Origin of the sequence: Brucella sp. HL-2 (genome assembly GCF_025846885.2) — a bacterium.
Lineage (GTDB): Bacteria > Pseudomonadota > Alphaproteobacteria > Rhizobiales > Rhizobiaceae > Brucella > Brucella quorumnocens.
Genome location: NZ_JAOYTK010000007.1, coordinates 121,247 through 143,739, shown reverse-complemented (window position 1 = coordinate 143,739; position 22,493 = coordinate 121,247). Strand labels below are relative to the sequence as shown.

Genomic DNA, 22,493 nt, shown 5'->3' with positions numbered 1-22,493 from the left:
CACCTATGACGAGCTGTGGAGAGCCCTCGGCTCCGTCTGCGATCTGTTTTCGCCACAAGAGTGCCGAAACTTCTTCAAAGCAGCTCAATGTGTTGCATGATTAGCGCCCGACGCTCTAAAACAGATAATTAGAGCGGCCTTTGTGTTCCCAAGAGAGCGCATGGCGCTCGCTCTAGATTCTTTTAACTGTCGCATGTTCGCGAACGTTAAATGAATGCATTTGAGTGCGACATGCTTTAATCACTATCGAAAAGCCCGGCATTTTGCCGGGCTTTTTTATGCTCGTGCAGTCGGTGCTTTTGAGAGAAGCACCGTGCGGATTGCAAAGCTTGAATGAATGCGCGCAACGCCGGGCAGACGTGATAGAATTTCCTTGTGAATGATTTCATAGGAGGCCGCGTTTTCTGCTTCGACCCGCAGGATGTAATCAGCATCCCCGGTCATCAGGTAGCATTCCTGCACTTCCGGATGGCGGCGCACAGCTTCTTCAAAACGATTGAGATATTCTTCCGTTTGGCGATCCAACGTGATGCGAACGATTGCAACCAGCCGCTCATCGCCCCCAGAAGAACCGACAATTGCGGTATAACCGCGAATAACACCGCTTTCCTCAAGTATCTGCACGCGCCTGAGACAGGCCGACTGCGAAAGGCCAACTTCGCTGGCAAGCTGGCTGTTTGTCATACGGCCATCGCGTCTTAAAGAACGGATGATATTCCGGTCTATGCTGTCCAGTGTCGCCATGAATATTCTTCGAACAATGAGCTAATAAGTGCGTAAATCATGCAAAAATTCGCATAATCTACGACAAAATGCAAAAACATTCGAATAGTCTTCGACTATCATGGTTACTATTGCTTTGGGGGCAAGGAATAGCGACCAGTCAGCCGCAAAAGCCCGACACCTAAACAATGTGCTTTTGGGAGGAAGCGGATTAAATTCCAGGCATCCCACTAACAAACCGAGCGCACTGGAAATGACCGATATGTCGATGCATTTTTCTCAAACGGAACGAGACCTCGCCGCAGGCGGTGTTCTCACCATCGACTTGGCAGCCCTGCGTCACAATTACTCGACGATTGCAAAGCGCATCGCGCCAACCCGCGCAGCTGCTGTTGTCAAAGCTGACGCTTATGGCTTGGGCGCCGACCGCGTAGCGCCAGCTTTCTATGACGCAGGCTGCCGCGATTTCTTCGTCGCCCATCTTGGCGAAGCAATTACGCTCCGCCCTTTTCTCAATCCTGATGCCACGCTTTATGTGTTGAACGGCCTTCAGCCCGGCACGGAAGCTGCCTGCGCACGTGAGAACATCCTGCCTGTTCTCAACTCACTGGAGCAGATTGAAAACTGGTCGGCACTTGCCGCAAGCCTCGACGAAAAACTGCCCGCTCTGCTGCAAATCGATACCGGCATGTCGCGCCTTGGTCTGTCGGCCAAAGAACTTGATCAACTGGTCGATGACCAGCATCTGCTTGACCATATCGATGTAAAATTCGTCATCAGCCATCTTGCAAGCGGCGATGAACCGGAAAACCCGGCAAATGCCCGCCAGCTTGCGGCCATGAATACAGCTCTCGCACGTTTGCCAAATCTGCCTGTGGCCTTTTCAAATTCCGGCGGCTGTTTCCTTGACAACACCTATCACTACAATCTCGCCCGTCCCGGCGTAGCCCTCTATGGCGTCGGTCCTGAAAGGGGCGAGAACCCTATGAAGCCGGTCCTTGAGCTATCAGCGCGTGTTATCCAGGTGCGTGACATCGATAAGGGTGCGGCAGTCGGTTATGGCGGCACTTTCGTAGCAAGCAAGCCTATGCGGATTGCAACCATTGCGGTCGGTTATGCCGATGGTTGGTTCCGCGCTTTGAGCAACAAAGGCTCGGCTTTCTATGGCGACACGCGCCTGCCGATTGTTGGTCGTGTTTCGATGGATTCGATCACGCTCGATGTAACAGCACTTCCAGAAGACACGCTCAAGCTCGGCAGTCTGGTCGAACTCGTCGGACCACATCAGCGGCTCGAAGATGTAGCGCGGGATTGTGACACCATTCCTTATGAAATCCTGACTTCGTTAGGCCACCGCTATACCCGCGTTTACGTCGATAGCGAAACTGGCACACACGCATAATAATAAGAGGCGAACATGCAGATCACCATTCTCGGCAGCGGCGTCATCGGCGTCACCAGCGCCTACTATCTGGCCAAGCTTGGCCATGAAGTCACTGTCGTTGACCGCGAGGAAGGTCCTGCACTGGAAACCAGCTTCGCCAATGCCGGGCAGGTTTCGCCGGGCTATGCATCGCCATGGGCAGCACCCGGCGTTCCTATGAAAGCCGCCAAGTGGCTTTTCCAGAAACATGCACCGCTGGTTCTCCGCCTGACCACAGATCCAAAGCAATATAGCTGGCTGTTGCAGATGCTCGCGAACTGCACCGAGAGTCGCTACAAGATCAATAAAACCCGCATGGTTCGTGTGGCCGAATATAGCCGCGATTGCCTTGTCGCACTGCGCGAGGAAACAGGCATTCAATATGACCAGCGCACACAGGGCACTTTGCAGCTGTTCCGCGAGCAGTATCAGCTCGACGGCATCGGCAAGGATATTGAAGTTCTGCGTCAGGATGGCGTGCCGTTTGAAGTGCTCGACCGCGAAGATTGCGTGCGGGTTGAGCCTGCTCTGGCCCGCGCCAGAGACAAGTTCGTCGGTGGTCTGCGCCTGCCCCATGACGAAACCGGCGATTGCTTCAAATTCACCAATGAACTGGCCAAAATCGCCGAAGGCCTTGGCGTCAAATTCCGCTTCGGCGTCGACATCAAATCGCTGCTGATCTCTGGCGGCAAGGTTTCCGGCGTTGAGACTTCAGAAGGTGTTCTGACGGCTGATCGCTATGTCGTGGCACTTGGCAGCTACACGCCCGCTCTGGTCAAGTCGCTTGGCCTGAACGCTCCGATCTATCCGGTCAAAGGCTATTCGATCACGGCTCCGATCATCAATGAAGAACTGGCTCCGGTCTCGACCGTGCTTGATGAAAGCTACAAGATTGCCATCACCCGCCTTGGCGACCGCATCCGTGTGGGTGGCATGGCCGAAGTCTCCGGCTTTACCAAAGACCTGCCCGCTGCACGTCGCGCAACGCTCGATCTGTCGGTGAGCGACCTGTTCCCTGGTGGCGATCTCAAGGCTGCAACCTTCTGGTCTGGACTGCGTCCGATGACCCCGGATTCAACGCCGATCATCGGTGCAACACGCTACGACAACGTGTTCATCAATGCGGGCCATGGCACACTTGGCTGGACCATGGGACCAGGCTCAGGCAAGCTGCTTGCTGACCTCATATCCGGCAACACACCGGATATACGCGCCGACGACCTTAGCATTGCGCGATATAATTGAGCTGTTCACTCAGCCAATCATATGGCGCAGCAATCCGGCCGATGCAATTGCCACAACGACCGTAACGAGCATCGGAAACCGTGTTGCGGCGGCAATTGTCAGCGCAAGTGCAATCATATCGGCTGGATTACCGGTGAAAAACTCTGGCGCAATAACGCTGATCAGCACGCAGCCGGGCGCGCTTTCCAGCAGCATCTGCGCTCGCGGGCTCAAAGTGCGATTTCGAAGGAAAATGTAGCCGCCGATGCGGGTCATGTAAGTGACCGACGCCATCAGCAATATGGTCAGAGCGTGGATAGGATCGATCATCATTCTGGCTTTGCCTGCTTCCAGGCCACGATCAGGCCAGCAGCGACACCCGCGGGCACATACCAGGCGCCAGGAATGCTCAGATAGGTTATGCCCGCAACAATAAGGCTCACGAGCCATGGCAGAGCGGCAACCGGCCCCTTCCACATGCTGGCAAGAATAACGATAAAGACCGCTGGAAACGCCATATCGAAACCGAAGCGCTTCACGTCACCAAGAACCGGACCAACCAGCGCGCCGACAGTCGTGAAGAAAATCCAGGTTGCGTAAAGGCCGAGTGCGGCGCCAAAATAATAGCGAATGCTGAAACGGTTGCCCGACTTGCGCGCATCAGCAAGTCCCATGGCCCAGCTCTCGTCACACATGAAGAACAGCGTCAGAAAAGCCTTGCGCTTCGGCAGATGCTTGATAAGCGGCGCAAGCGCTGCACCCATCAGGAAATGCCGACTATTGACCAGAAATGTGATCGCGACAATCAGCAGGATATGCGGCGGCGAGGTCCAAAGACCAATGGCAGCAAATTCCGAACCGCCACCAAAATTAAGACCTGTCATCATCGGCACTTCAACCGGACTCAGACCCTTTTGTGTGGCCTGTGCGCCCAAGAGCAGTGCGAACGGAACAAAACTCAGACAGACGGGAATGGCTTCCCGCAGGCCGCGCAGGCCTTCAGATCGCCGGGAGACGCCGCTTTGCCCCTCGACAAAATCCATACTACGCATCGACTATTTCCTTTTTGAAGAGCAACAATGCGCTCATTCCGAACCGGGAAAATACGTCAATTCGTGCAGATTATTGTTGCTTTTACGCTCTTAATACACAAAATATTGGCTGTAAATATCAACAATATGTCATTAGGCGCATTATAATGCCAACATCAATTGATGCAATTGATCGTGCCATCCTCCGGGTACTCCAACAGGAAGGTAAGATTAACAACACCGAACTTGCCGAGCGTGTTGGCCTTTCCCCTTCCCCGTGCCTTCGCCGGGTGAAGCAGCTGGAAGATGCTGGCTTCATCGAACGCTATGTCGCTCTGGTCGATGCTGCGAAGCTCGGAATGGGCTTCACCGTTTATGTGCGCATATGGCTGACAGGCCAAGATGAAGAGACTGTCACAAGCTTTGTGAAGGCGATTGAAAAGCTGCCGCAGATTGTCGAATGCCATTTGATGGCGGGTGATTGCGATTTTCTGCTGCGCGTCATTACGCCTGATCTGGAAGGTTTCAGGAAATTCCAGATGGAATATATCGGCAAGATAAAAGGCGTTCGGAATATAAAATCCGAGATCCCGATGCAGCAGATAAAGCGCTCATGGGTCGTGCCGCTATAGGCACTTTGGGCAACGGATTAGAAACTTGGTGGTGTGCAGGCGCTTACCACCTCGCAGGCCACCGGCCCCACGCATTTGAACCGATGCGGCAGCTTGCTTGAGAAGTAATAGGCATCGCCCGGCCCCAAGATTCGGCGCTCGCTGCCGACCGTCACTTCGATGCGACCGGAAATGACGATGCCCCCCTCTTCACCTTCATGCATGAGCAGAACTTTGCCGGTATCCGATCCCGGCTCGTAGCGCTCTTTGAGGATTTGCAACGAGCGCGAAAACAGATGATCCCCCACCTGCCGATAGGAAATTGGCCCCTTGCCGATCTCCACCAGTTCATCCGCCTGATAGAAGACCTTGTGCGGCGCATCCGGCTCAAGTGCAAAAAACTCGGCCATTCCGATAGGAATTCCATCCAGAATGCGCTTTAATGCACCAACCGACGGATTGGACTGATTGGCCTCGATCAGCGATATGGTGGAATTGGTCACGCCAGCACGTTTTGCAAGTTCTCGCTGAGACAGATTCTGCCGCATTCGCACATAGCGTAGCCTGCCTCCGATATCGATGCTCATCGACGGTTCCCCTTATTGTTTATGATGTTCGATATATCACAAAATTTTATTTCAAAGCACGTAGTTTCAATAAGTTAAATTTATAGAGAAAAGGACTTGTTGCCTTCGATAATGCATGGCCTCCTGTTCTGAAAATAGGAGGTCTTAATGCTTAACAACACCAACGCGCCAAGTCTTGATAACTTCTGGATGCCGTTCACGGCGAACCGCCAGTTCAAGGCCGCCCCACGCCTGCTCGCAAGCGCTTCGGGCATGTATTACACCGATGTCGACGGCCATCAGGTTCTGGATGGCACGGCTGGCCTTTGGTGCTGCAATGCCGGTCATGGCCGCAAGCAGATCACTCAGGCCGTTGAACGCCAGATCTCGACCATGGACTTTGCGCCGACCTTCCAGATGGGCCACAACGTCGCTTTCGACTTTGCCGAAAAGCTCGCAGCCATTGCGCCCGGCGGCCCGGACGCCAAGCTTGATCGCGTGTTCTTCACCAATTCCGGCTCGGAATCGGTCGATACCGCACTGAAGATCGCCATCGCCTATCAGCGCGCCATTGGTCAGGGCACCCGTACCCTCATCATCGGCCGTGAAAAAGGTTATCACGGCGTTGGCTTCGGCGGCATTTCTGTCGGTGGCCTCGTCAACAACCGCCGCGTCTTCCCGCAGATTCCTGCCGATCACATGCGCCATACGCTCGATATTGGCCGCAATGCATTCTCCAAGGGCTTGCCAGAACACGGCATTGAACTTGCCGACGATCTGGAACGTCTGGTTCAGCTGCACGGCGCAGAAAAGATTGCCGCCGTCATCGTTGAGCCAATGTCCGGCTCTGCCGGTGTTGTGCTTCCGCCAAAGGGCTATCTCGAACGCATTCGCGCGACCGCTGACAAGCACGGCATTCTGGTGATCTATGACGAAGTCATCACCGGCTTCGGACGCCTCGGCACACCATTTGCCGTTGATTATTTCGGCGTTGTTCCTGATCTCGTCACCACCGCCAAAGGCCTCACCAACGGCGCCATTCCGATGGGTGCAGTTTTCGCCAGCCGCACAGTGCATGATGCGCTGATGACTGGCCCGGAAAACGCCATCGAGCTCTTCCACGGCTACACCTATTCCGGCCATCCGGTTGCCTGTGCTGCCGGTCTTGCCACGCTTGAAATCTACGCCGAAGAAGGTCTTCTGACCCGCGGCGCAGAACTGGCCGAGCATTGGCAGAACGCACTTCATTCGCTGAAGGGCGCGCCAAATGTCATCGACATCCGCAACTTGGGCCTCGTTGGCGCAATCGAACTGTCGTCACGCGAAGGCGCCATCGGCGCACGCGCTTACGATGTCTTTGTCGATTGCTTCAAGAAGGGTCTTCTGATCCGTGTGACCGGCGATGTGATCGCGCTTTCGCCACCGCTCATCGTGGAAAAGGAACAGATCGACACCATCGTTTCCATGATCGGAGATGCGCTTAAACGCGCGGCCTGATCACCACCCAGATCGAGCCGCAACTTGGCCGCCGCTTTCCTCTGCGGCGGCTTTTTTCATGAGCATTTCTAACAAAACTGCGAAGCAATTTCACAATATTGCTTGCAAAAACAACTAGATAGAGAATTTGCGGCCTTGTACGTAACCAGAACTGCTCTATGAATCACATTCTGCGGAAAGTGGTCCAAGGGATTCTGCACATTATCATTTTAGCGGCCACTAAGTGCGAAGCCACCAAAAGCGTAATAACGTTACATTACATTACTCAAACTAACTCTGAGAAGGCGTAAACTTCGCCACAAGCGCATGACTATCACCGGGATAGGTGAAGCGCACATGCGTCACCGGTTGATCGGCATTCCATGTCTGGCGCTCGACGACAAGACAGGGCGAACCGGCAGGCACGCCAAGCGTCGCAGCGTTTTCCTCGGTTGAGACAACCGCGCGGATGGAATGCTGCGCATTGCTCCACGGCACGCAGGAAACAAGCCATGGACCGGGTGACTGCTCCGCAAAATTAGTACTGGCTGCACTTGGCACAGCATCGAGACTGATGAAGCGTTCTTCCAGCGCAAAGACCCGCTTCCCTGCATAATGACGGCAGACAAGTTCGATCAGCGGCGTGTGTCGCGGCATGTCGATATGGCGTGCATCGGCGGGGCCACTCAACCGCTCGTTTCGTTTCAGCAGCTCAAAACGATAAGGCACGCCAAGCGCTGCAACCTCGTCGCGAATATCATGGATTTCAAGAATCGCGGCTTGCGACTGCGGGAAGGAAACAAAGCTGCCCGAACGGCGCTTTCGCTCAATCAGACCGGCTTTTGCCAGCTGCGTCAGCGCCTTGTTCACGGTCATGCGCGAGCAATTATAATACTCGGTCAGCTCGTGCTCAAACGGGATGCGATGACCGGGCTGCCATTCGCCAGAAATAATGCGCGTTTCAATATCATCCAGAATACGCTGATGCAGCGATATCGTAGCTTCGCTTTGTCTGGATGAAATATCCTGCACTTTGTTCCCTTTAATTAGTTCAGCAATTCGCCGATTGCTCTCTGGAAAGCACGCTCTGCCGCATCGCGCAAGCGGTGATGTCCACGCTCCACCTGTTTCACGCCGCGCACCCACACATCAGAGGCACGCGCACGACCGGCAAAAATCCAGCCATCGAGAACCGCATCCCCTTTCGCATGGGGCAAACGCTCAACATCAAGCGATACAAAATCTGCCGAAGCACCCTGTTTCAAGCCATCGCCTTCGCGACCCATGGCAACATTGCCGCCTGCCAATGCACCATCAAACAAGGCTCGTCCGGTTGAGCCTTCATTTTTCGCCAGAACATTGCGCGCGCGATGCAGCAAACGCTGCGAATATTCATACTGCCGCAACTCATCGCCAATGCCGATCAGCACGTTCGAATCCGACCCGATGCCAAACTTGCCGCTCGCGGCAGCAAACGCTGCAGCATTGAAAGTGCCGTCGCCGAGATTGGCCTCCGTCACCGGACAAAGACCCGCAATCGCACCAGCCTCGGCCATGCGCACGGTTTCCGCATCGGTCATGTGCGTTGCGTGAATGAGGCACCAGCGCGACGACAATTCCTGATGGTCAAGCAGCCATTCGACAGGTCGCTGCCCAGACCACGCAATGCAGTCCTCAACTTCCTTTACCTGCTCGGCAATGTGAATATGCACCGGCGCGTCGGGCAAAAGCTTCGCTGCAAATGTCAGCTCATCCGGGGTGACCGCACGCAGGCTGTGGGGCGCCACGCCAAGCACAGCACCGTCGAAGCCAGAAAGAGCCCTCTCGCAGCCCTCGATCAGCCGCGCAAAACTCTGCTGATCGTTGATGAAACGGCGCTGCCCCTCATTGGGATCGGCACCGCCAAAACTTGAATGCGCATAAAGCACCGGCAACAAGGTCAGACCGATGCCAGCAGTTTGCGCTGCCGAGACAATGCGATCCGCCATTTCCGAGATATTGCTGTAAGGCGTGCCGTCGCGATCATGATGCAGATAATGAAACTCACCAACGCGGGTAAACCCGGCTTCCAGCATATCGACATAGAGCCGCAATGCGACTGCTTCCGCCTGTTCCGGCGTCATGGTCAGCGCGAACTTATACATGATCTCGCGCCAGCTCCAGAAACTGTCAGCCGATGGGCCGCGCCGTTCAGCAAGGCCAGCCATGCCATATTGAAACGCGTGGCTGTGAAGGTTTGGCATCCCCGCTACGACCACCTCATAGCGCTCGTCTCCCGTTTTGGCTTCAACGCCAATCTCGACAGAAGCAATTTTTCCCTGAACTAAGCCAAGCCGCACATCCTCTGCCCAGCCCGTATGCAAAAGTGCCTGACCAGCGTGGATAAATTGTGTTTTGGGGACTGCGGCTGACATTCGGCGAAGCTCCTCATTCCGCCCAATTTACCCACCCATTTTTCAACAGATAGCAATTGGATGCATTTTTTCTCTTGGCGGTTCCGTTAATATGTATATACATTATTGAAAACTAGGGGAAGCGAGAAAACGCTCATGACACAGAAATCGAACTTCGTTTTAACGCAGGCACGCATCGCCACTCTATCGGAAAAGGCAGATGGACTTGGTTTGATCGAAGCTGCAGCAATTGCCGTCAAAGATGGCAAAATCGCTTATGTCGGCGCAGAAATTGATCTTCCCGCTGAATATGCCTCACTTGAGAAGATTGACTGCGAAAACCGCCTGATCACGCCCGGCTTGATCGACTGTCACACGCATCTGATCCACACAGGCAATCGCGCGCATGAATTTGAGCTGCGCCTGAATGGTGCCACTTACGAAGAAGTTGCGCGCGCGGGCGGCGGCATTGTTTCCTCTGTTAAAAACCTGCGTGCGGCCAACGAAGATGATCTGGTCCGTGAAACCCTGCCCCGCCTCGATGCGCTGATTGCTGAAGGCGTGACGACGGTTGAAGTCAAATCGGGTTATGGTCTCGATACGGACAGCGAAGCAAAGTCATTGCGTGCGGCTCGCCGTCTTGGGCATGAACGCGATGTCGCTATTCGCACCACCTTTCTGGGCGCGCACGCTCTGCCGCCGGAAATGAATGGTGATAAAACGGCTTTCATCGACAAGATCGTCAACGAAATGCTGCCAGCTATTGCGAGCGAAAATCTCGCCGATGCGGTGGACGGGTTCTGCGAAGGCATCGCCTTCCTGCCGGATGAAATCGCCCGCGTTTTCGATGCTGCAAAGGCGCACGGCCTTCAGGTCAAACTCCACGCAGACCAGCTTTCCAATCTGCATGGCGCAGCTCTTGCCGCTTCATATGATGCGCTTTCCGCCGATCATCTCGAATATACCGATGCGGAAGGTGCAGCTGCCATGGCAAAGGCCGGAACTGTCGCAGTTCTGCTTCCCGGCGCTTATTATTTCATTCGTGAAACCCAAAAGCCCCCCGTCGATCTTTTCCGCGCGGCTGGCACAAAGATGGCGCTTGCAACCGACAACAATCCCGGCACTTCGCCGCTCACCTCGCTTCTGCTCACCATGAACATGGGCGCAACCCTGTTCCGCATGACTGTCGATGAATGCATTGCAGGCGTTACGCGAGAAGCAGCGCGTGCGCTTGGTGTGCTCGACAAAACCGGCACGCTTGAAGTCGGCAAGGATGCGGATCTCGCCATCTGGAACGTCGAGCGTCCGGCAGAGCTTGTTTACCGCATTGGCTTCAACCCGCTCTGGAAGCGGGTTTTCAAAGGCCAAATTTAATCAGAGTTTATTTCAACGCGCATCTTGTCCGAAAACCGCTTCACACTTTTCGGGATGCGCTCTTATGGAGCTTTCCATGTCCCTCGTTCTTCGTCCCGGCAGCGTTTCGCTTGGCATACTTGAACAAATCTATCGCGGCAATCTCGCCGCCCGCATTGATCCGTCCTTTCATAAGGGCGTTGAAAAGGCAGCGGCACGCATCGCCCAAATCACCGCGGGCGATGCGCCGGTTTATGGCATCAATACTGGCTTTGGTAAGCTTGCCTCTATCCGTATTGCTCCCGAAGACGTGGCAACACTTCAGCGCAATCTGATCCTGTCGCATTGCTGTGGCGTGGGTGAACCGCTGAGCGAAGACATCGTGCGCCTCATCATGGCGCTGAAACTCATTTCGCTTGGCCGTGGTGCATCGGGCGTGCGGCTCGAACTCATCACCCTCATCGAGGCCATGCTTGAAAAAGGCGTGATACCAATGATCCCGGCCAAGGGTTCGGTTGGTGCTTCTGGCGATCTCGCACCGCTCGCTCATATGGCAGCGGCCATGATCGGCGAAGGTGAAGCCTTCTATCAGGGCGAACGCCTGCCATCTGCTGAGGCACTGAAGAAAGCAGGCCTCAAGCCCGTCGTTCTGGCTGCGAAGGAAGGTCTCGCCCTCATCAACGGCACACAAACCTCGACTGCACTGGCTTTGGCCGGCCTGTTCCGCGCACATCGTGCATTGCAGGCAGCCCTCATCACCGGCGCGCTTTCGACCGATGCGGCGATGGGTTCAACTGCCCCGTTCCATCCGGATATTCACACCCTGCGCGGACATCAGGGCCAGATCGATACGGCCGCAGCACTGCGCAATCTCCTTTCCGGTTCGGTCATTCGCGAGAGCCATCTTGAAGGAGACCAACGCGTGCAGGACCCTTATTGCATCCGCTGCCAGCCACAAGTTGACGGTGCCTGTCTCGATATTCTGCGTCAGGCCGCTCGCACGCTGGAAATCGAAGCCAATGCCGTTACTGATAACCCGCTGGTTCTCTCCGATAACAGTGTTGTCTCAGGTGGTAATTTCCATGCCGAACCTGTTGCTTTCGCAGCCGACCAGATCGCGCTTGCCGTCTGTGAAATTGGCGCAATTGCCCAGCGCCGTATTGCACTTCTGGTCGATCCAGCGCTGTCCTTTGGTCTGCCCGCCTTCCTTGCCAAAAAGCCGGGCCTCAATTCCGGCCTGATGATTGCGGAGGTAACCTCCGCAGCACTGATGAGCGAAAACAAGCAGATGGCGCATCCGGCATCGGTTGATTCCACACCAACCTCCGCCAATCAGGAAGACCATGTTTCCATGGCCTGCCATGGGGCGCGCCGCCTGCTGCAGATGACTGAAAACCTCAACGCCATTATTGGCATTGAAGCACTGACCGGCGCGCTCGGCGCTGAACTGCGCGGCCCGCTGGAAACTAGTCCAGAACTGAAAAACGCCATCGCCGTTCTGCGCGCGCATGTGCCTACGCTCGACGTTGATCGCTACATGGCAAACGATCTCGCCGCCGCAAGCGCCATCATCGCCGATGGCTCTTTTACCGGCAGCATCAGCGCAAACATCCTGCCTGCACTGGAGGCCTGATATGAGCGCCTTTGAACTCCATCAGGGTTCATCACCCGTCATTCTCGGCCTGCCCCACACCGGAACAGATGTGCCGGAAGACATCTGGGCACGGCTCAATGACAATGGCCGCATTCTCGCCGACACCGACTGGCATATCCATCAGCTCTATGACGGGCTGCTGGACAATGTCACGACCGTCCGCGCCACCTTTCATCGCTATTGCATCGATGCCAATCGCGATCCGGCAGGCGTCAGCCTCTATCCGGGTCAAAACACCACGACACTGATCCCGACGACAGATTTCGACGGCCTTGCAATCTGGAAAGACAGAGAAGCGCCTAACGAAGCAGATATTGCTGACCGTATCAGTCGCTTTCACAAGCCTTATCACGATGCGCTTGCTGCCGAGATTGAACGCGTGAAGGCGATCCATGGCGTGGCGATCCTTTATGATTGCCACTCGATCCGCTCGCATATTCCGTTTCTGTTTGAAGGCAAACTGCCTGATTTCAACATCGGCACGGATTTAGGCAAAACCTGCGACCCGAAAATCGAAGCGGCAGCCGTGGAAGTGACCGCAGGTGCCAGCGGCTACACGTCCATTCTCAATGGCCGCTTCAAGGGCGGCTGGACGACGCGCCATTACGGCAAACCCGAAACCGGTGTCCATGCCATCCAGATGGAACTGGCGCAATCAACCCATCTCGCAACGGAAGCAGTGCCCTTCGCCTATGATACCGCCAAGGCCGAGCCGCTGCGTATTCATCTCAAAGCCCTTTTGCAACGGCTGCAAACAATAGCCGTCCAACTATAATTTCGAGGAGAACACCATGTCCAACCCACGTCATAATGAACGCGACGTTCGTGCTCCACGCGGCACCGAACTCAATGCCAAGAGCTGGCTCACCGAAGCGCCGCTGCGTATGCTTATGAACAATCTCGACCCCGATGTTGCGGAACGCCCGCATGAGCTGGTTGTCTATGGCGGCATTGGTCGCGCTGCCCGCACATGGGACGATTTCGACCGTATCGTTGCAACGCTGAAGACGCTCAACGACGACGAAACCCTGCTTGTGCAGTCGGGCAAGCCGGTCGGCGTGTTCCGCACCCACAAGGATGCGCCGCGCGTTCTGATCGCCAATTCCAACCTCGTGCCGCATTGGGCGACTTGGGATCACTTCAACGAACTGGATAAGAAGGGTCTCGCCATGTATGGCCAGATGACCGCCGGTTCGTGGATTTACATCGGCGCACAGGGCATTGTTCAGGGCACCTATGAAACCTTCGTGGAAGCCGGTCGCCAGCATTATGACGGCAACCTCAAGGGCAAGTGGATTCTGACCGGCGGCTTAGGCGGTATGGGCGGCGCTCAGCCGCTCGCAGCCGTTATGGCTGGCGCTTGCTGCCTCGCGGTCGAGTGCGACGAAACTCGCGCTGATTTCCGCCTGCGCACCCGCTATGTCGATGAAAAGACCCACAGCCTCGATGAAGCCCTCGCCAAGATCGACGAATGGACCAAAGCAGGCGAAGCCAAGTCTATTGCACTGATCGGCAATGCCGCTGATGTTTTCCCGGAACTCGTCAAGCGCGGCGTGCGCCCAGACATCGTCACAGACCAGACCTCGGCGCATGATCCGGTGCATGGCTATCTGCCAATCGGCTGGAGCGTTGCTGAATGGCGCGCCAAGCAGGAGAGCGATCCGAAGGGCGTCGCAAAAGCCGCCCGCGCTTCGATGAAGGTGCAGGTTCAGGCCATGCTCGACTTCTGGAATGCAGGCATTCCAACGGTCGATTACGGCAACAATATCCGCCAGATGGCGCTCGAAGAAGGTCTGGAAGACGCCTTCGCCTTCCCGGGCTTCGTACCTGCCTATATCCGCCCGCTGTTCTGCCGCGGCATTGGACCTTTCCGCTGGGCAGCCCTTTCCGGCGATCCGGAAGATATTGCAAAGACCGATGCCAAGGTGAAGGAACTGCTGCCAGACAACAAGCATCTGCACAACTGGCTCGACATGGCGAAGGAACGCATCGCGTTTCAGGGCCTGCCAGCGCGCATCTGCTGGGTTGGTCTCGGTGATCGTCACCGCCTCGGCCTCGCCTTCAACGAAATGGTCCGCAACGGCGAACTGAAAGCACCTATCGTCATTGGCCGCGATCACCTCGATTCAGGCTCGGTTGCTTCGCCAAACCGCGAAACCGAATCCATGAAAGACGGCTCGGACGCCGTATCCGACTGGCCGCTGCTCAATGCACTGCTCAACACGGCATCGGGCGCGACATGGGTATCGCTCCATCATGGCGGTGGCGTCGGCATGGGCTTCTCTCAGCATTCGGGCATGGTCATCTGCTGTGACGGCTCCGAAGATGCCGACCAGCGCATCGGACGCGTATTGTGGAACGATCCTGCAACCGGCGTCATGCGTCATGCCGATGCGGGCTATGAAGAAGCGCTCGATTGGGCAAAGCAGCAGGGTCTGCGTCTGCCGGCCATCCTGGGTAATTAATCCATGCACATCTTACGCAGCACCGACCACAAACACATGCCGTGGAAAAACGGCGGCGGTGTAACGGTTGAAATTGCGATCAGTCCTGAAAATGCGTCAGTCGATAATTTCGACTGGCGCATTTCCACAGCAACCGTTGCCAATGACGGCCCGTTTTCGGTTTTCTCTGGCATTGATCGCACATTGTCGGTGCTGGAAGGCAACGGCATTGTTCTCGATGTTGAAGGTGTGGAAACCACCCTCACCCGCGAGACAGCGCCCTTCGCTTTTGCCGCCGATGCCAGCTCTGGTGCCCGCCTCATCGACGGAACAATCACCGATCTCAACGTCATGACGCGACGCGGACGCTTCACGCATCACGTCGAACGCATCGTCATTGATGATTCGAGAATTGTTGCATCCAATCGCGGCACCATGCTTATTTTCTGTGCAGAAGGCAATTTCGATCTAAAAACAGACAGCAGAATCGCGCATCTGAGCCTGCATGATTGCTTGGTCATGTCGGGAGAGGCTCAGTTTTCTCTAGAACTTATTGGTAAGGGGATCGTCTATCGGATTTCGATTATAGAAGTATAATCAACAATCTACGGGAAATTTGAACAGTTTGGCGGCCAAAGGATTCTTTACGCGCCTCTCTGGACAGAAATCTCCGCCCTGCTAATTTGTCCGCAACCGATATGTATATGCTTAAAACACTATAAAAGGGGTACTCGCATATGAAAACATCCTGGTTGGCTGGCGCTGCGGTTGCAGCGCTCACCTTCGCTTCTGCCGCACAGGCAGAAACAAATGTTTCGATTGGTTTTTCCGGCTGGACCGGCTTTGGTCCGCTGACGCTCGCCAAGGAAGCAGGCATCTTCAAGAAGAACGGCCTCAACGTCACGCTGAACAAGATCCCACAGGCAAGCCGCCATCTGGCTCTGGCTTCCGGCGATATTCAGTGCGCTGCAACCACTGTTGAAACATGGATCATCTGGAACTCGGCAGGCGTGAAGTCCAAGCAGATTTTCCAGATGGACAAATCCTATGGCGCTGACGGCATCGCCGTGCGTGGTGATGTCAATTCCTTTGCTGATCTCAAAGGCAAAACGGTTGCGGCGTCGGCTCCCGGCACTTCACCGTACTTCTTCCTTGCCTTCATGCTGGCCAAGAATGGCATGACCACCAAGGACGTGAAGATCGTCAACATGGAGCCGGGACCGGCTGCACAGGCTTTCGTTGCAGGGCAGAACGACGCTGCCCTGACCTACGAACCATATCTGTCGACGGTACGTGCAGCACCCGACAAAGGCAAAATTCTTGCCACAACACTCGAATATCCGGCTGTCATGGACACCGTTGGCTGCACCCCGGATTTCCTTGAAAAGAACCCGGAAGCCGCAAAGGCACTCGCCAACAGCTATTTCGAAGCGCTTGAAATGATCGCAGCCGATCAGGCTAAGTCCTACGAAATCATGGGCAAGGACGTGAAGCAGTCGGGCGAAGAATTCGGTAAATCCGCAGCTTATCTGCGCTGGCAGGACAAGGCCGCTAACCAGAAGTTCTTTGAAGGCGAGTTCAAGGAGTTTTCGGAAGAAGCCACCAAGCTCCTGCTTGACGCTGGCGTGATCAAGAACAAGCCGAACCTCGACGATATTGTCGATACAAGCTTCATCAAGTAATCACATCGAGAAAGCAGGCTCGGAGTTCGCTCCGGGTCTGTTTCATTTCCGCTCCATTCTGAGGAGCGACCGTCTCACTAAACGGATATGTCTATGCAGCCTATGCAACCGATTGGAAACGGAGCCCGAATTCTTCTGGGAATTCTGTTCTTCGTGCTTTTCTTTGCTTTCTGGGGCGTCGCCACGCTCGGAGGCTTCGTTTCCCCCACCTTCCTCGCCGATCCGATCACCATGGTTCAAGACGGATGGGATCTCATCGCCAATCAGGGCTTCCTTTCGGATATCGGTATGACTGTCTGGCGCGTGCTGGGTGGCTTCATCATGGCAAGCATCGTTGCCATTCCGCTAGGCATAGCCATGGGTGCATATAAACCCATTGAAGCGCTGCTCGAACCGTTCGTCTCCTTCGCACGCTATTTGCCTGCATCGGCTTTCGTACCGCTTCTCATTCTGTGGTCGGGCATTGGCGAAACGCAGAAGCTGCTCGTCATCTTCATCGGCGCAGTCTTCCAGCTCATTCTGATGATCGCTGTCATTGTTTCCAACACGCGCCGCGATCTGGTTGAAGCAGCCTATACGCTTGGCGCTAAAGACCGTGGCGTTATTCGTCGCGTATTGATGCCTGCAAGCGCACCCGATATCGCAGAAACGCTGCGTCTCGTGCTTGGCTGGGCCTGGACTTACGTGATCGTTGCAGAACTGATCGGCGCATCATCGGGCATCGGCTACATGATTATCAATTCGCAGGCGCTTATGGCCACCGGACAGATCATTTTCGGTATCATTGTGATCGGCGTTATTGGCCTGATTTCCGATCTGGCCTTCAAATATTTCAACCGCTGGCTCTTTGCCTGGAGGTTCGCATAATGGTTACGGCATCCCAGCAGGAACTTGTTATCAAAGGTGTGAGCCGCACATTCCCAGGTGTTCATGGCGGCGGACCTACTTTGGCATTGCAGCCAACAGACCTGATCATTCCCAAGAATGATTTTGTCACCATTCTCGGCCCTTCGGGCTGTGGCAAGTCCACGCTTCTGCGCATCATTGCCGGTCTCGACAAGCCAAGCACCGGCACGGTGACACTGGAAGGTCAGCCCGTCAAAGGGCCGGGTGCCGATCGCGGCATGGTGTTCCAGTCCTATACACTGTTTCCATGGCTCACCATTCGGCAGAATGTTGGTTTCGGCCTGCGCGAAAAAGGTATGCCGGAAAAACAGGCGCGCGAAATTGTCGATAATTATATCGACAAGGTTGGCCTGCGCGGGTTTGAAAACCATTGGCCGAAGCAGCTTTCAGGCGGGATGCAGCAGCGCACGGCAATTGCCCGTGCGCTTGCCAACGATCCGAAGATTCTGCTGCTCGACGAGCCTTTCGGCGCGCTCGACAACCAGACCCGCGGGCTGATGCAGGAACTGCTGCTCGGTATCTGGGAGCGTGAGCAGAAGACAGTCGTCTTCGTCACCCACGATATTGAAGAAGCCATCTTCATGGCGACCCGCGTGGTCACGATGACGGCTCGTCCCGGCAAGATCAAATCGATCACCCCGGTCGATATCGAGCATCCGCGCTCCTACCATGTGAAGGCTAGCCCGGAATTTTCAGAACTACGTCTGAAGCTCACCGAAGAAATCCGCAGCGAAGCAATCACAGCCGCCAAGCAGGCCGCCTGAAAATAGATGTTTCGCTTCACGCGTTGAAGGCATAAGAAAAGGCTGCGATGTTCTTCGCAGCCTTTTTCTTTTTAGCGTTTGCGCGCATCTATTCCGAAAATCGCTTCACACTTTTCGGGATGCGCTATTTTCAGGACCGTTCCAACATGGCCGTTTCAGCAGAACTTGAAGAACGCATCGTTTACGTGAATGGCGAATATGTCGCCGCGCGCGATGCCAAAATCTCGATCTTTGATCGTGGTTTTCTCTTTGGTGACGGAATTTACGAAGTAACCGCAGTCCTTGACGGCAAGCTGGTCGATAGCAATCCGCATATGAAGCGCCTGCGTCGTTCGACAGGTGAAATCGGCATTCCGATGCCGATGAGCGAAGATGAGATTGTCGAGATCGAGCGCGAACTGATCCGCCGCAACAATCTGACCGAAGGTCTGGTCTATCTTCAGGTGACGCGCGGCAACGGTCGCGACCGTGATTTCGTTCCTAAAAAGGACATGAAGCCTTCTGTGGTGCTTTTCACGCAGTCGGTATCACTGATCGAGAAACCTGTATTGAAAACCGGCGCACGGGTACTCTCCCTTGAAGACCTGCGCTGGAAACGCCGCGACATCAAGACCGTTTGCCTTTTGCCGCAGGCTCTCGCCAAGGAAATCGCCAAGGGTTCCGGTTGCGATGAAGCCTGGATGTTAGAGGACGGCTATGTCACGGAAGGCGCATCTTCGACCGGCTATATTGTCACGCAGGATGATGTCATCGTCACCCGCCCAAACAGCAACGCGGTCCTGCCGGGCTGCACGCGCCTGTCGCTGTTGCAACTGATTGCTGAAACCGGCATGAAGCTTGAAGAGCGTCTTTTCACGATTGATGAAGCCTATGCTGCGAAAGAAGCTTTCATGACCAGCGCGGGTACTTTTGTAACGCCGATTTCGTTTATCGACGACAAGCCTATCGGCGGCGGCAAGCCCGGTCCGGTTGCGCTGAAGCTACGCGAGATTTATCTCGACCACGCGCGCCGTACGGCGATCTAAAAAATACAAACTGAGCTAAAAATACAAATCGGGCCGGAACAATGTTCCGGCCCGAATGGCTTCTGCCTCCCTCTCCCAAAAGGCGAAGCACCAGCGCGATAACGCGCCGATAGTGAGCTTTTTTCCGCAAAAACGGCCTCTGAAACACGTTAAATCGTGTTAAACTCGCGTCAGGAATATGGCCATTCCATGGCCAAACCCCGTTTAGCGGCGCTGGTTGTAGACATCGATGCAGACAGCACCCAGCAGAACGATGCCCTTAATGACCTGCTGATAATCAATCCCGATCCCGAGGATCGACATGCCGTTGTTCATCACGCCCATGATGAGCGCGCCGATCACCGCACCCGTCACACGCCCCACACCACCATAAGCCGATGCACCACCGATGAAGCAGGCGGCAATCACATCAAGCTCAAAACCAAGGCCAGCTTTTGGTGTTGCCGTGTTGAGACGAGCCGCGAAAACCAGACCGGCAAGCGCTGCCAGCACGCCCATATTCACGAAGACGAGGAAGGTCAGCCGCTCGGTCTTGACGCCCGAAAGCTTCGCCGCATGACGATTGCCACCAACAGCATAAATCTGACGACCGATTACTGTGCGATTGGTTAGGAACGCATAGGCAGCGATCAAAACGGCCATGATAATCAATACGTTAGGCATACCGCGATGCGATGAAATCAGCAGCGCGAGATAGGCAATACCAGCGAAGAACAGAATATTCTTGGCCACAAACAGGCCAAACGGTTCTGTCTCCACCTCATGCGCGATATGGCGCGCGCGCGATCTTGTGTTCTGCCAGACGATGAAACCCGCAATTGCCACACCAAGTATCAGCGATGTGAGATAGATACCGCCTGATGTTGTGCCAATAAACTCCGGAATGAAGCCGGACGAAAGCTTCTGGAAAACCTGCGGGAATGGCCCGACCGACTGCCCACCAAGAACAGCAAGCATCAGCCCCTTGAAAACCAGCATCCCCGCGAGCGTTACGATGAAGGACGGAATGTTGAAATAGGCGACCCAGAAACCCTGCATCGCACCGATAACCCCCCCGGCAATCAAGCACAGAATGGCTGCAACAGGAAACGGAATACCCCATTTCACCATCATGACAGCTGCCAGTGCGCCGATGAAACCGCAGACCGATCCGACAGACAAATCGATGTGCCCGGTCACAATGACCAGCAGCATTCCGAGCGCCATAATGACGATATAACTGTTCTGCAGTACGAGATTGGTGAGGTTCAGCGGCTTCATCAGCACGCCGCCGGTCACGATCTGGAAAAAGATCATGATCGCGATGAGCGAAAGCAACATTCCCGATTCGCGCAGATTGTTTTTGAGATAACGCCCCACACCGCTTGGCGCTTTCTGGCCGCTCTGGATGACATTGTCGCTCATTGTTGTTTTCCCTTATTCCGCATGATGGCGCGCATGATGTTTTCCTGCGTCGCGCCCTCGCCAGCCACTTCGCCAACGAAAGCGCCTTCATGCATAACGACGATGCGATCGCACATTCCGATGAGCTCGGGCATTTCCGAAGAAATGACGACCACGCCCTTGCCGCTGTCGGCCAGTGAATTGATGATTGTGTAAATGTCATATTTGGCACCGACATCGATGCCGCGCGTCGGTTCATCGAGGATCAGCACATCCGGCCCCGTGAACAGCCATTTCGACAGCACCACCTTCTGCTGGTTGCCGCCTGAAAGCGTGCCCGTTTCCTGATAGACGTTGTGGCAGCGGATGCTCATCTGATCGCGATAGCTGTTCGCGACCTTCATTTCGCGAATACTGTCGATCACACCCTTGGGGCTGACGCCGCGCAAATGTGCAAGCGATATGTTGCGCGAGATATTTTCGCCGAGAACAAGGCCCAGCTTTTTGCGGTCCTCAGTCACATAGGCGAGCCCCGATTTGATGGCGCGGGCGACCGTGGAAATATCAACCGGAGTGCCATTCATACGAGCTTCACCGGAAATATTCGTACCCCATGAACGCCCGAAGAGGCTCATGGCAAACTCGGTACGACCAGCGCCCATCAGGCCTGCAATACCGACGATCTCACCGGCTCGCACCTTAAACGAAACGTTCTTGACGGAGTGGCGCTCCGGATGCAGCGGATGATAAACGGACCAGTCATCCACCTCGAAAATCACATCGCCAATCTTCGGGTCGCGCTTGGGATAGCGGCTTTCCAGATCACGATCGACCATCTTGCGGATGATATCGTCTTCCTCGACCTCGCCCGCATTGCAATCAAGCGTTGCTACAGCGCGACCATCGCGCAGCACCGTGATCTTGTCAGCTACTTCACGAATTTCATTGAGCTTGTGCGAAATCAGGATCGAAGTGATGCCCTGCGCGCGAAACTCGCGCAGCAATGCCAGCAAGGCCGCACTATCAGTTTCGTTGAGGCTTGCCGTCGGCTCATCAAGGATCAGAAGGCGCACACGCTTGGAAAGCGCCTTGGCAATTTCAACAAGCTGCTGTTTGCCGACACCAATATCCGTCACCAGAGTATCCGGCGATTCCGTCAGGCCAACCTTCTTCAAAAGCGCCTTTGTGCGGCTATGCACCTCGCTGCGGTCAATAACACCATAGCTTGCAGGCGGATTGACGAGAAAAATATTCTCGGCAATCGTCATGAGCGGCACCAACGCCAGCTCCTGATGGATGATGACAATGCCGAGCGCTTCGGAATCGTTGATATCGCGGAAGTGGCGCTCTTCTCCGTCGAAGAAGATCGAACCTCCATAGCTGCCAGAGGGATAAACACCCGACAGCACTTTCATCAGCGTTGATTTGCCCGCGCCATTTTCGCCGACAAATGCGTGAATTTCTCCCGGCATCACGGTAAAATTGACATCGCTCAACGCCTTCACGACACCGAAGGATTTGCTGATACCGCGCATCTCAAGCAGGGGTTTACCGGCAATATCCGGCTGACCGCTGTTCTGCTCAAGCGGGACAGGATTGGCTACGTTCATCGCTCGCTCCCATTACTAGAGCGCCGCGTGCCCTCTGGGGCGCACAAATGTCGCTCTAACATTCTATATTTACAGCATAATTTTACCTTAACTTACTCAAGTTGAAGGAATTAAGCTGTGGCCTGCCATGCCATCATTCTGCGAGCCCTCAGCTCTCAAAAAGACAACGCTGTCAATCTGTTAGCCTAACCCAGTTCGAAAACTGGGCGGCGGGGATGATGGCAA

At 55.1% G+C, this 22,493-nt stretch carries 21 protein-coding genes; 13 read left to right on the top strand and 8 right to left on the bottom strand.

What is annotated here, in order from left to right:
* Positions 1 to 276: 276 nt before the first annotated feature.
* On the bottom strand, positions 277 to 744 hold the full coding sequence (locus OIV19_RS11505) for an Lrp/AsnC family transcriptional regulator (protein WP_264231706.1): 468 nt from the start codon (positions 742 to 744) through the stop codon (positions 277 to 279).
* A gap of 232 nt (positions 745 to 976) precedes the next feature.
* Between OIV19_RS11505 and alr the strand changes: the two genes are divergently transcribed.
* Positions 977 to 2,125 (top strand): alanine racemase, encoded by a 1,149-nt coding sequence (gene alr / locus OIV19_RS11500; protein WP_264231705.1) that lies wholly within the window; start codon positions 977 to 979, stop codon positions 2,123 to 2,125.
* Between the two features lie 15 nt (positions 2,126 to 2,140).
* Positions 2,141 to 3,391, top strand: a complete 1,251-nt coding sequence (locus OIV19_RS11495) for a D-amino acid dehydrogenase (protein WP_151093587.1) — start codon at positions 2,141 to 2,143, stop codon at positions 3,389 to 3,391.
* Between the two features lie 9 nt (positions 3,392 to 3,400).
* On the opposite strand, the gene OIV19_RS11490 is transcribed toward OIV19_RS11495, so the two are convergent.
* Both OIV19_RS11490 and OIV19_RS11485 read right to left on the bottom strand, forming a co-directional pair.
* Positions 3,401 to 3,700: an AzlD family protein gene (locus OIV19_RS11490; RefSeq protein WP_095447956.1), complete on the bottom strand. Its 300-nt coding sequence runs from the start codon at positions 3,698 to 3,700 to the stop codon at positions 3,401 to 3,403.
* The gene (locus OIV19_RS11485) at positions 3,700 to 4,413 is read right to left on the bottom strand and encodes an AzlC family ABC transporter permease (RefSeq protein ID WP_095447176.1); all 714 of its coding nucleotides are present in this window, start codon (positions 4,411 to 4,413) and stop codon (positions 3,700 to 3,702) included. Before OIV19_RS11485 ends, OIV19_RS11490 begins: the two co-directional genes overlap by 1 nt.
* Positions 4,414 to 4,568: 155 nt before the next feature.
* Between OIV19_RS11485 and OIV19_RS11480 the strand changes: the two genes are divergently transcribed.
* Complete coding sequence (locus OIV19_RS11480; protein WP_079212180.1) at positions 4,569 to 5,033, top strand: Lrp/AsnC family transcriptional regulator; 465 nt, start codon at positions 4,569 to 4,571, stop codon at positions 5,031 to 5,033.
* 17 nt (positions 5,034 to 5,050) lie between these two features.
* Here OIV19_RS11480 and OIV19_RS11475 read toward each other — a convergent pair whose 3' ends face one another.
* Complete coding sequence (locus tag OIV19_RS11475) at positions 5,051 to 5,599, bottom strand: cupin domain-containing protein (RefSeq protein ID WP_140903681.1); 549 nt, start codon at positions 5,597 to 5,599, stop codon at positions 5,051 to 5,053.
* A 147-nt stretch (positions 5,600 to 5,746) separates the two neighbouring features.
* Between OIV19_RS11475 and aptA the strand changes: the two genes are divergently transcribed.
* Entirely contained in the window at positions 5,747 to 7,075 is a 1,329-nt protein-coding gene (aptA, locus tag OIV19_RS11470; RefSeq protein ID WP_264231704.1) for an omega-aminotransferase AptA, read from the top strand.
* Between the two features lie 270 nt (positions 7,076 to 7,345).
* On the opposite strand, the gene hutC is transcribed toward aptA, so the two are convergent.
* Both hutC and OIV19_RS11460 read right to left on the bottom strand, forming a co-directional pair.
* The gene (hutC, locus tag OIV19_RS11465) at positions 7,346 to 8,086 is read right to left on the bottom strand and encodes a histidine utilization transcriptional repressor HutC (protein ID WP_264231703.1); all 741 of its coding nucleotides are present in this window, start codon (positions 8,084 to 8,086) and stop codon (positions 7,346 to 7,348) included.
* A gap of 14 nt (positions 8,087 to 8,100) precedes the next feature.
* A complete protein-coding gene (locus tag OIV19_RS11460; protein WP_264231702.1) occupies positions 8,101 to 9,468 on the bottom strand; it encodes a formimidoylglutamate deiminase in 1,368 nt (455 codons plus the stop codon).
* Positions 9,469 to 9,603: 135 nt separating this feature from the next.
* Here OIV19_RS11460 and hutI point away from each other — a divergent pair, with 135 nt between their 5' ends.
* The 9 genes from hutI (at position 9,604) to OIV19_RS11415 (ending at position 19,275) form a co-directional block, all read left to right on the top strand.
* Positions 9,604 to 10,821 (top strand): imidazolonepropionase, encoded by a 1,218-nt coding sequence (hutI, locus tag OIV19_RS11455; RefSeq protein WP_264231701.1) that lies wholly within the window; start codon positions 9,604 to 9,606, stop codon positions 10,819 to 10,821.
* A gap of 76 nt (positions 10,822 to 10,897) precedes the next feature.
* The gene (gene hutH / locus OIV19_RS11450) at positions 10,898 to 12,433 is read left to right on the top strand and encodes a histidine ammonia-lyase (protein WP_264231700.1); all 1,536 of its coding nucleotides are present in this window, start codon (positions 10,898 to 10,900) and stop codon (positions 12,431 to 12,433) included.
* 1 nt (position 12,434) lies between these two features.
* Complete coding sequence (gene hutG / locus OIV19_RS11445) at positions 12,435 to 13,229, top strand: N-formylglutamate deformylase (RefSeq protein ID WP_264231699.1); 795 nt, start codon at positions 12,435 to 12,437, stop codon at positions 13,227 to 13,229.
* A gap of 16 nt (positions 13,230 to 13,245) precedes the next feature.
* Positions 13,246 to 14,919, top strand: a complete 1,674-nt coding sequence (gene hutU, locus OIV19_RS11440) for a urocanate hydratase (RefSeq protein WP_113496290.1) — start codon at positions 13,246 to 13,248, stop codon at positions 14,917 to 14,919.
* Positions 14,920 to 14,922: 3 nt separating this feature from the next.
* On the top strand, positions 14,923 to 15,495 hold the full coding sequence (locus tag OIV19_RS11435; RefSeq protein ID WP_264231698.1) for a HutD family protein: 573 nt from the start codon (positions 14,923 to 14,925) through the stop codon (positions 15,493 to 15,495).
* Between the two features lie 140 nt (positions 15,496 to 15,635).
* On the top strand, positions 15,636 to 16,580 hold the full coding sequence (locus OIV19_RS11430) for an ABC transporter substrate-binding protein (protein WP_095447186.1): 945 nt from the start codon (positions 15,636 to 15,638) through the stop codon (positions 16,578 to 16,580).
* 93 nt (positions 16,581 to 16,673) lie between these two features.
* The gene (locus tag OIV19_RS11425) at positions 16,674 to 17,447 is read left to right on the top strand and encodes an ABC transporter permease (protein WP_095447187.1); all 774 of its coding nucleotides are present in this window, start codon (positions 16,674 to 16,676) and stop codon (positions 17,445 to 17,447) included.
* A complete protein-coding gene (locus OIV19_RS11420; RefSeq protein ID WP_095447188.1) occupies positions 17,447 to 18,250 on the top strand; it encodes an ABC transporter ATP-binding protein in 804 nt (267 codons plus the stop codon). The genes OIV19_RS11425 and OIV19_RS11420 overlap by 1 nt, the downstream gene beginning before the upstream one ends.
* Before the next feature lie 146 nt (positions 18,251 to 18,396).
* Entirely contained in the window at positions 18,397 to 19,275 is an 879-nt protein-coding gene (locus tag OIV19_RS11415) for a D-amino-acid transaminase (RefSeq protein ID WP_264231697.1), read from the top strand.
* Between the two features lie 204 nt (positions 19,276 to 19,479).
* Here OIV19_RS11415 and mmsB read toward each other — a convergent pair whose 3' ends face one another.
* Positions 19,480 to 20,679, bottom strand: coding sequence for a multiple monosaccharide ABC transporter permease (mmsB, locus tag OIV19_RS11410; protein WP_264231696.1), 1,200 nt, complete (start codon positions 20,677 to 20,679; stop codon positions 19,480 to 19,482).
* The gene (mmsA, locus tag OIV19_RS11405) at positions 20,676 to 22,268 is read right to left on the bottom strand and encodes a multiple monosaccharide ABC transporter ATP-binding protein (RefSeq protein ID WP_264231695.1); all 1,593 of its coding nucleotides are present in this window, start codon (positions 22,266 to 22,268) and stop codon (positions 20,676 to 20,678) included. Before mmsA ends, mmsB begins: the two co-directional genes overlap by 4 nt.
* Positions 22,269 to 22,493 lie beyond the last annotated feature (225 nt).

Bases quoted from the DNA above. Each gene is read 5' to 3' on its own strand.
- OIV19_RS11415 (WP_264231697.1), top strand. From the start codon at position 18,397: ATGGCCGTTTCAGCAGAACTTGAAGAACGCATCGTTTACGTGAATGGC.
- OIV19_RS11430 (WP_095447186.1), top strand. From the start codon at position 15,636: ATGAAAACATCCTGGTTGGCTGGCGCTGCGGTTGCAGCGCTCACCTTC.
- hutU (WP_113496290.1), top strand. From the start codon at position 13,246: ATGTCCAACCCACGTCATAATGAACGCGACGTTCGTGCTCCACGCGGC.
- OIV19_RS11480 (WP_079212180.1), top strand. From the start codon at position 4,569: ATGCCAACATCAATTGATGCAATTGATCGTGCCATCCTCCGGGTACTC.
- OIV19_RS11495 (WP_151093587.1), top strand. From the start codon at position 2,141: ATGCAGATCACCATTCTCGGCAGCGGCGTCATCGGCGTCACCAGCGCC.
- hutI (WP_264231701.1), top strand. From the start codon at position 9,604: ATGACACAGAAATCGAACTTCGTTTTAACGCAGGCACGCATCGCCACT.
- OIV19_RS11485 (WP_095447176.1), bottom strand. From the start codon at position 4,413: ATGGATTTTGTCGAGGGGCAAAGCGGCGTCTCCCGGCGATCTGAAGGC.
- OIV19_RS11475 (WP_140903681.1), bottom strand. From the start codon at position 5,599: ATGAGCATCGATATCGGAGGCAGGCTACGCTATGTGCGAATGCGGCAG.
- aptA (WP_264231704.1), top strand. From the start codon at position 5,747: ATGCTTAACAACACCAACGCGCCAAGTCTTGATAACTTCTGGATGCCG.
- mmsA (WP_264231695.1), bottom strand. From the start codon at position 22,268: ATGAACGTAGCCAATCCTGTCCCGCTTGAGCAGAACAGCGGTCAGCCG.
- alr (WP_264231705.1), top strand. From the start codon at position 977: ATGACCGATATGTCGATGCATTTTTCTCAAACGGAACGAGACCTCGCC.
- OIV19_RS11505 (WP_264231706.1), bottom strand. From the start codon at position 744: ATGGCGACACTGGACAGCATAGACCGGAATATCATCCGTTCTTTAAGA.
- mmsB (WP_264231696.1), bottom strand. From the start codon at position 20,679: ATGAGCGACAATGTCATCCAGAGCGGCCAGAAAGCGCCAAGCGGTGTG.
- OIV19_RS11425 (WP_095447187.1), top strand. From the start codon at position 16,674: ATGCAGCCTATGCAACCGATTGGAAACGGAGCCCGAATTCTTCTGGGA.
- OIV19_RS11435 (WP_264231698.1), top strand. From the start codon at position 14,923: ATGCACATCTTACGCAGCACCGACCACAAACACATGCCGTGGAAAAAC.
- hutH (WP_264231700.1), top strand. From the start codon at position 10,898: ATGTCCCTCGTTCTTCGTCCCGGCAGCGTTTCGCTTGGCATACTTGAA.
- OIV19_RS11460 (WP_264231702.1), bottom strand. From the start codon at position 9,468: ATGTCAGCCGCAGTCCCCAAAACACAATTTATCCACGCTGGTCAGGCA.
- OIV19_RS11420 (WP_095447188.1), top strand. From the start codon at position 17,447: ATGGTTACGGCATCCCAGCAGGAACTTGTTATCAAAGGTGTGAGCCGC.
- OIV19_RS11490 (WP_095447956.1), bottom strand. From the start codon at position 3,700: ATGATCGATCCTATCCACGCTCTGACCATATTGCTGATGGCGTCGGTC.
- hutG (WP_264231699.1), top strand. From the start codon at position 12,435: ATGAGCGCCTTTGAACTCCATCAGGGTTCATCACCCGTCATTCTCGGC.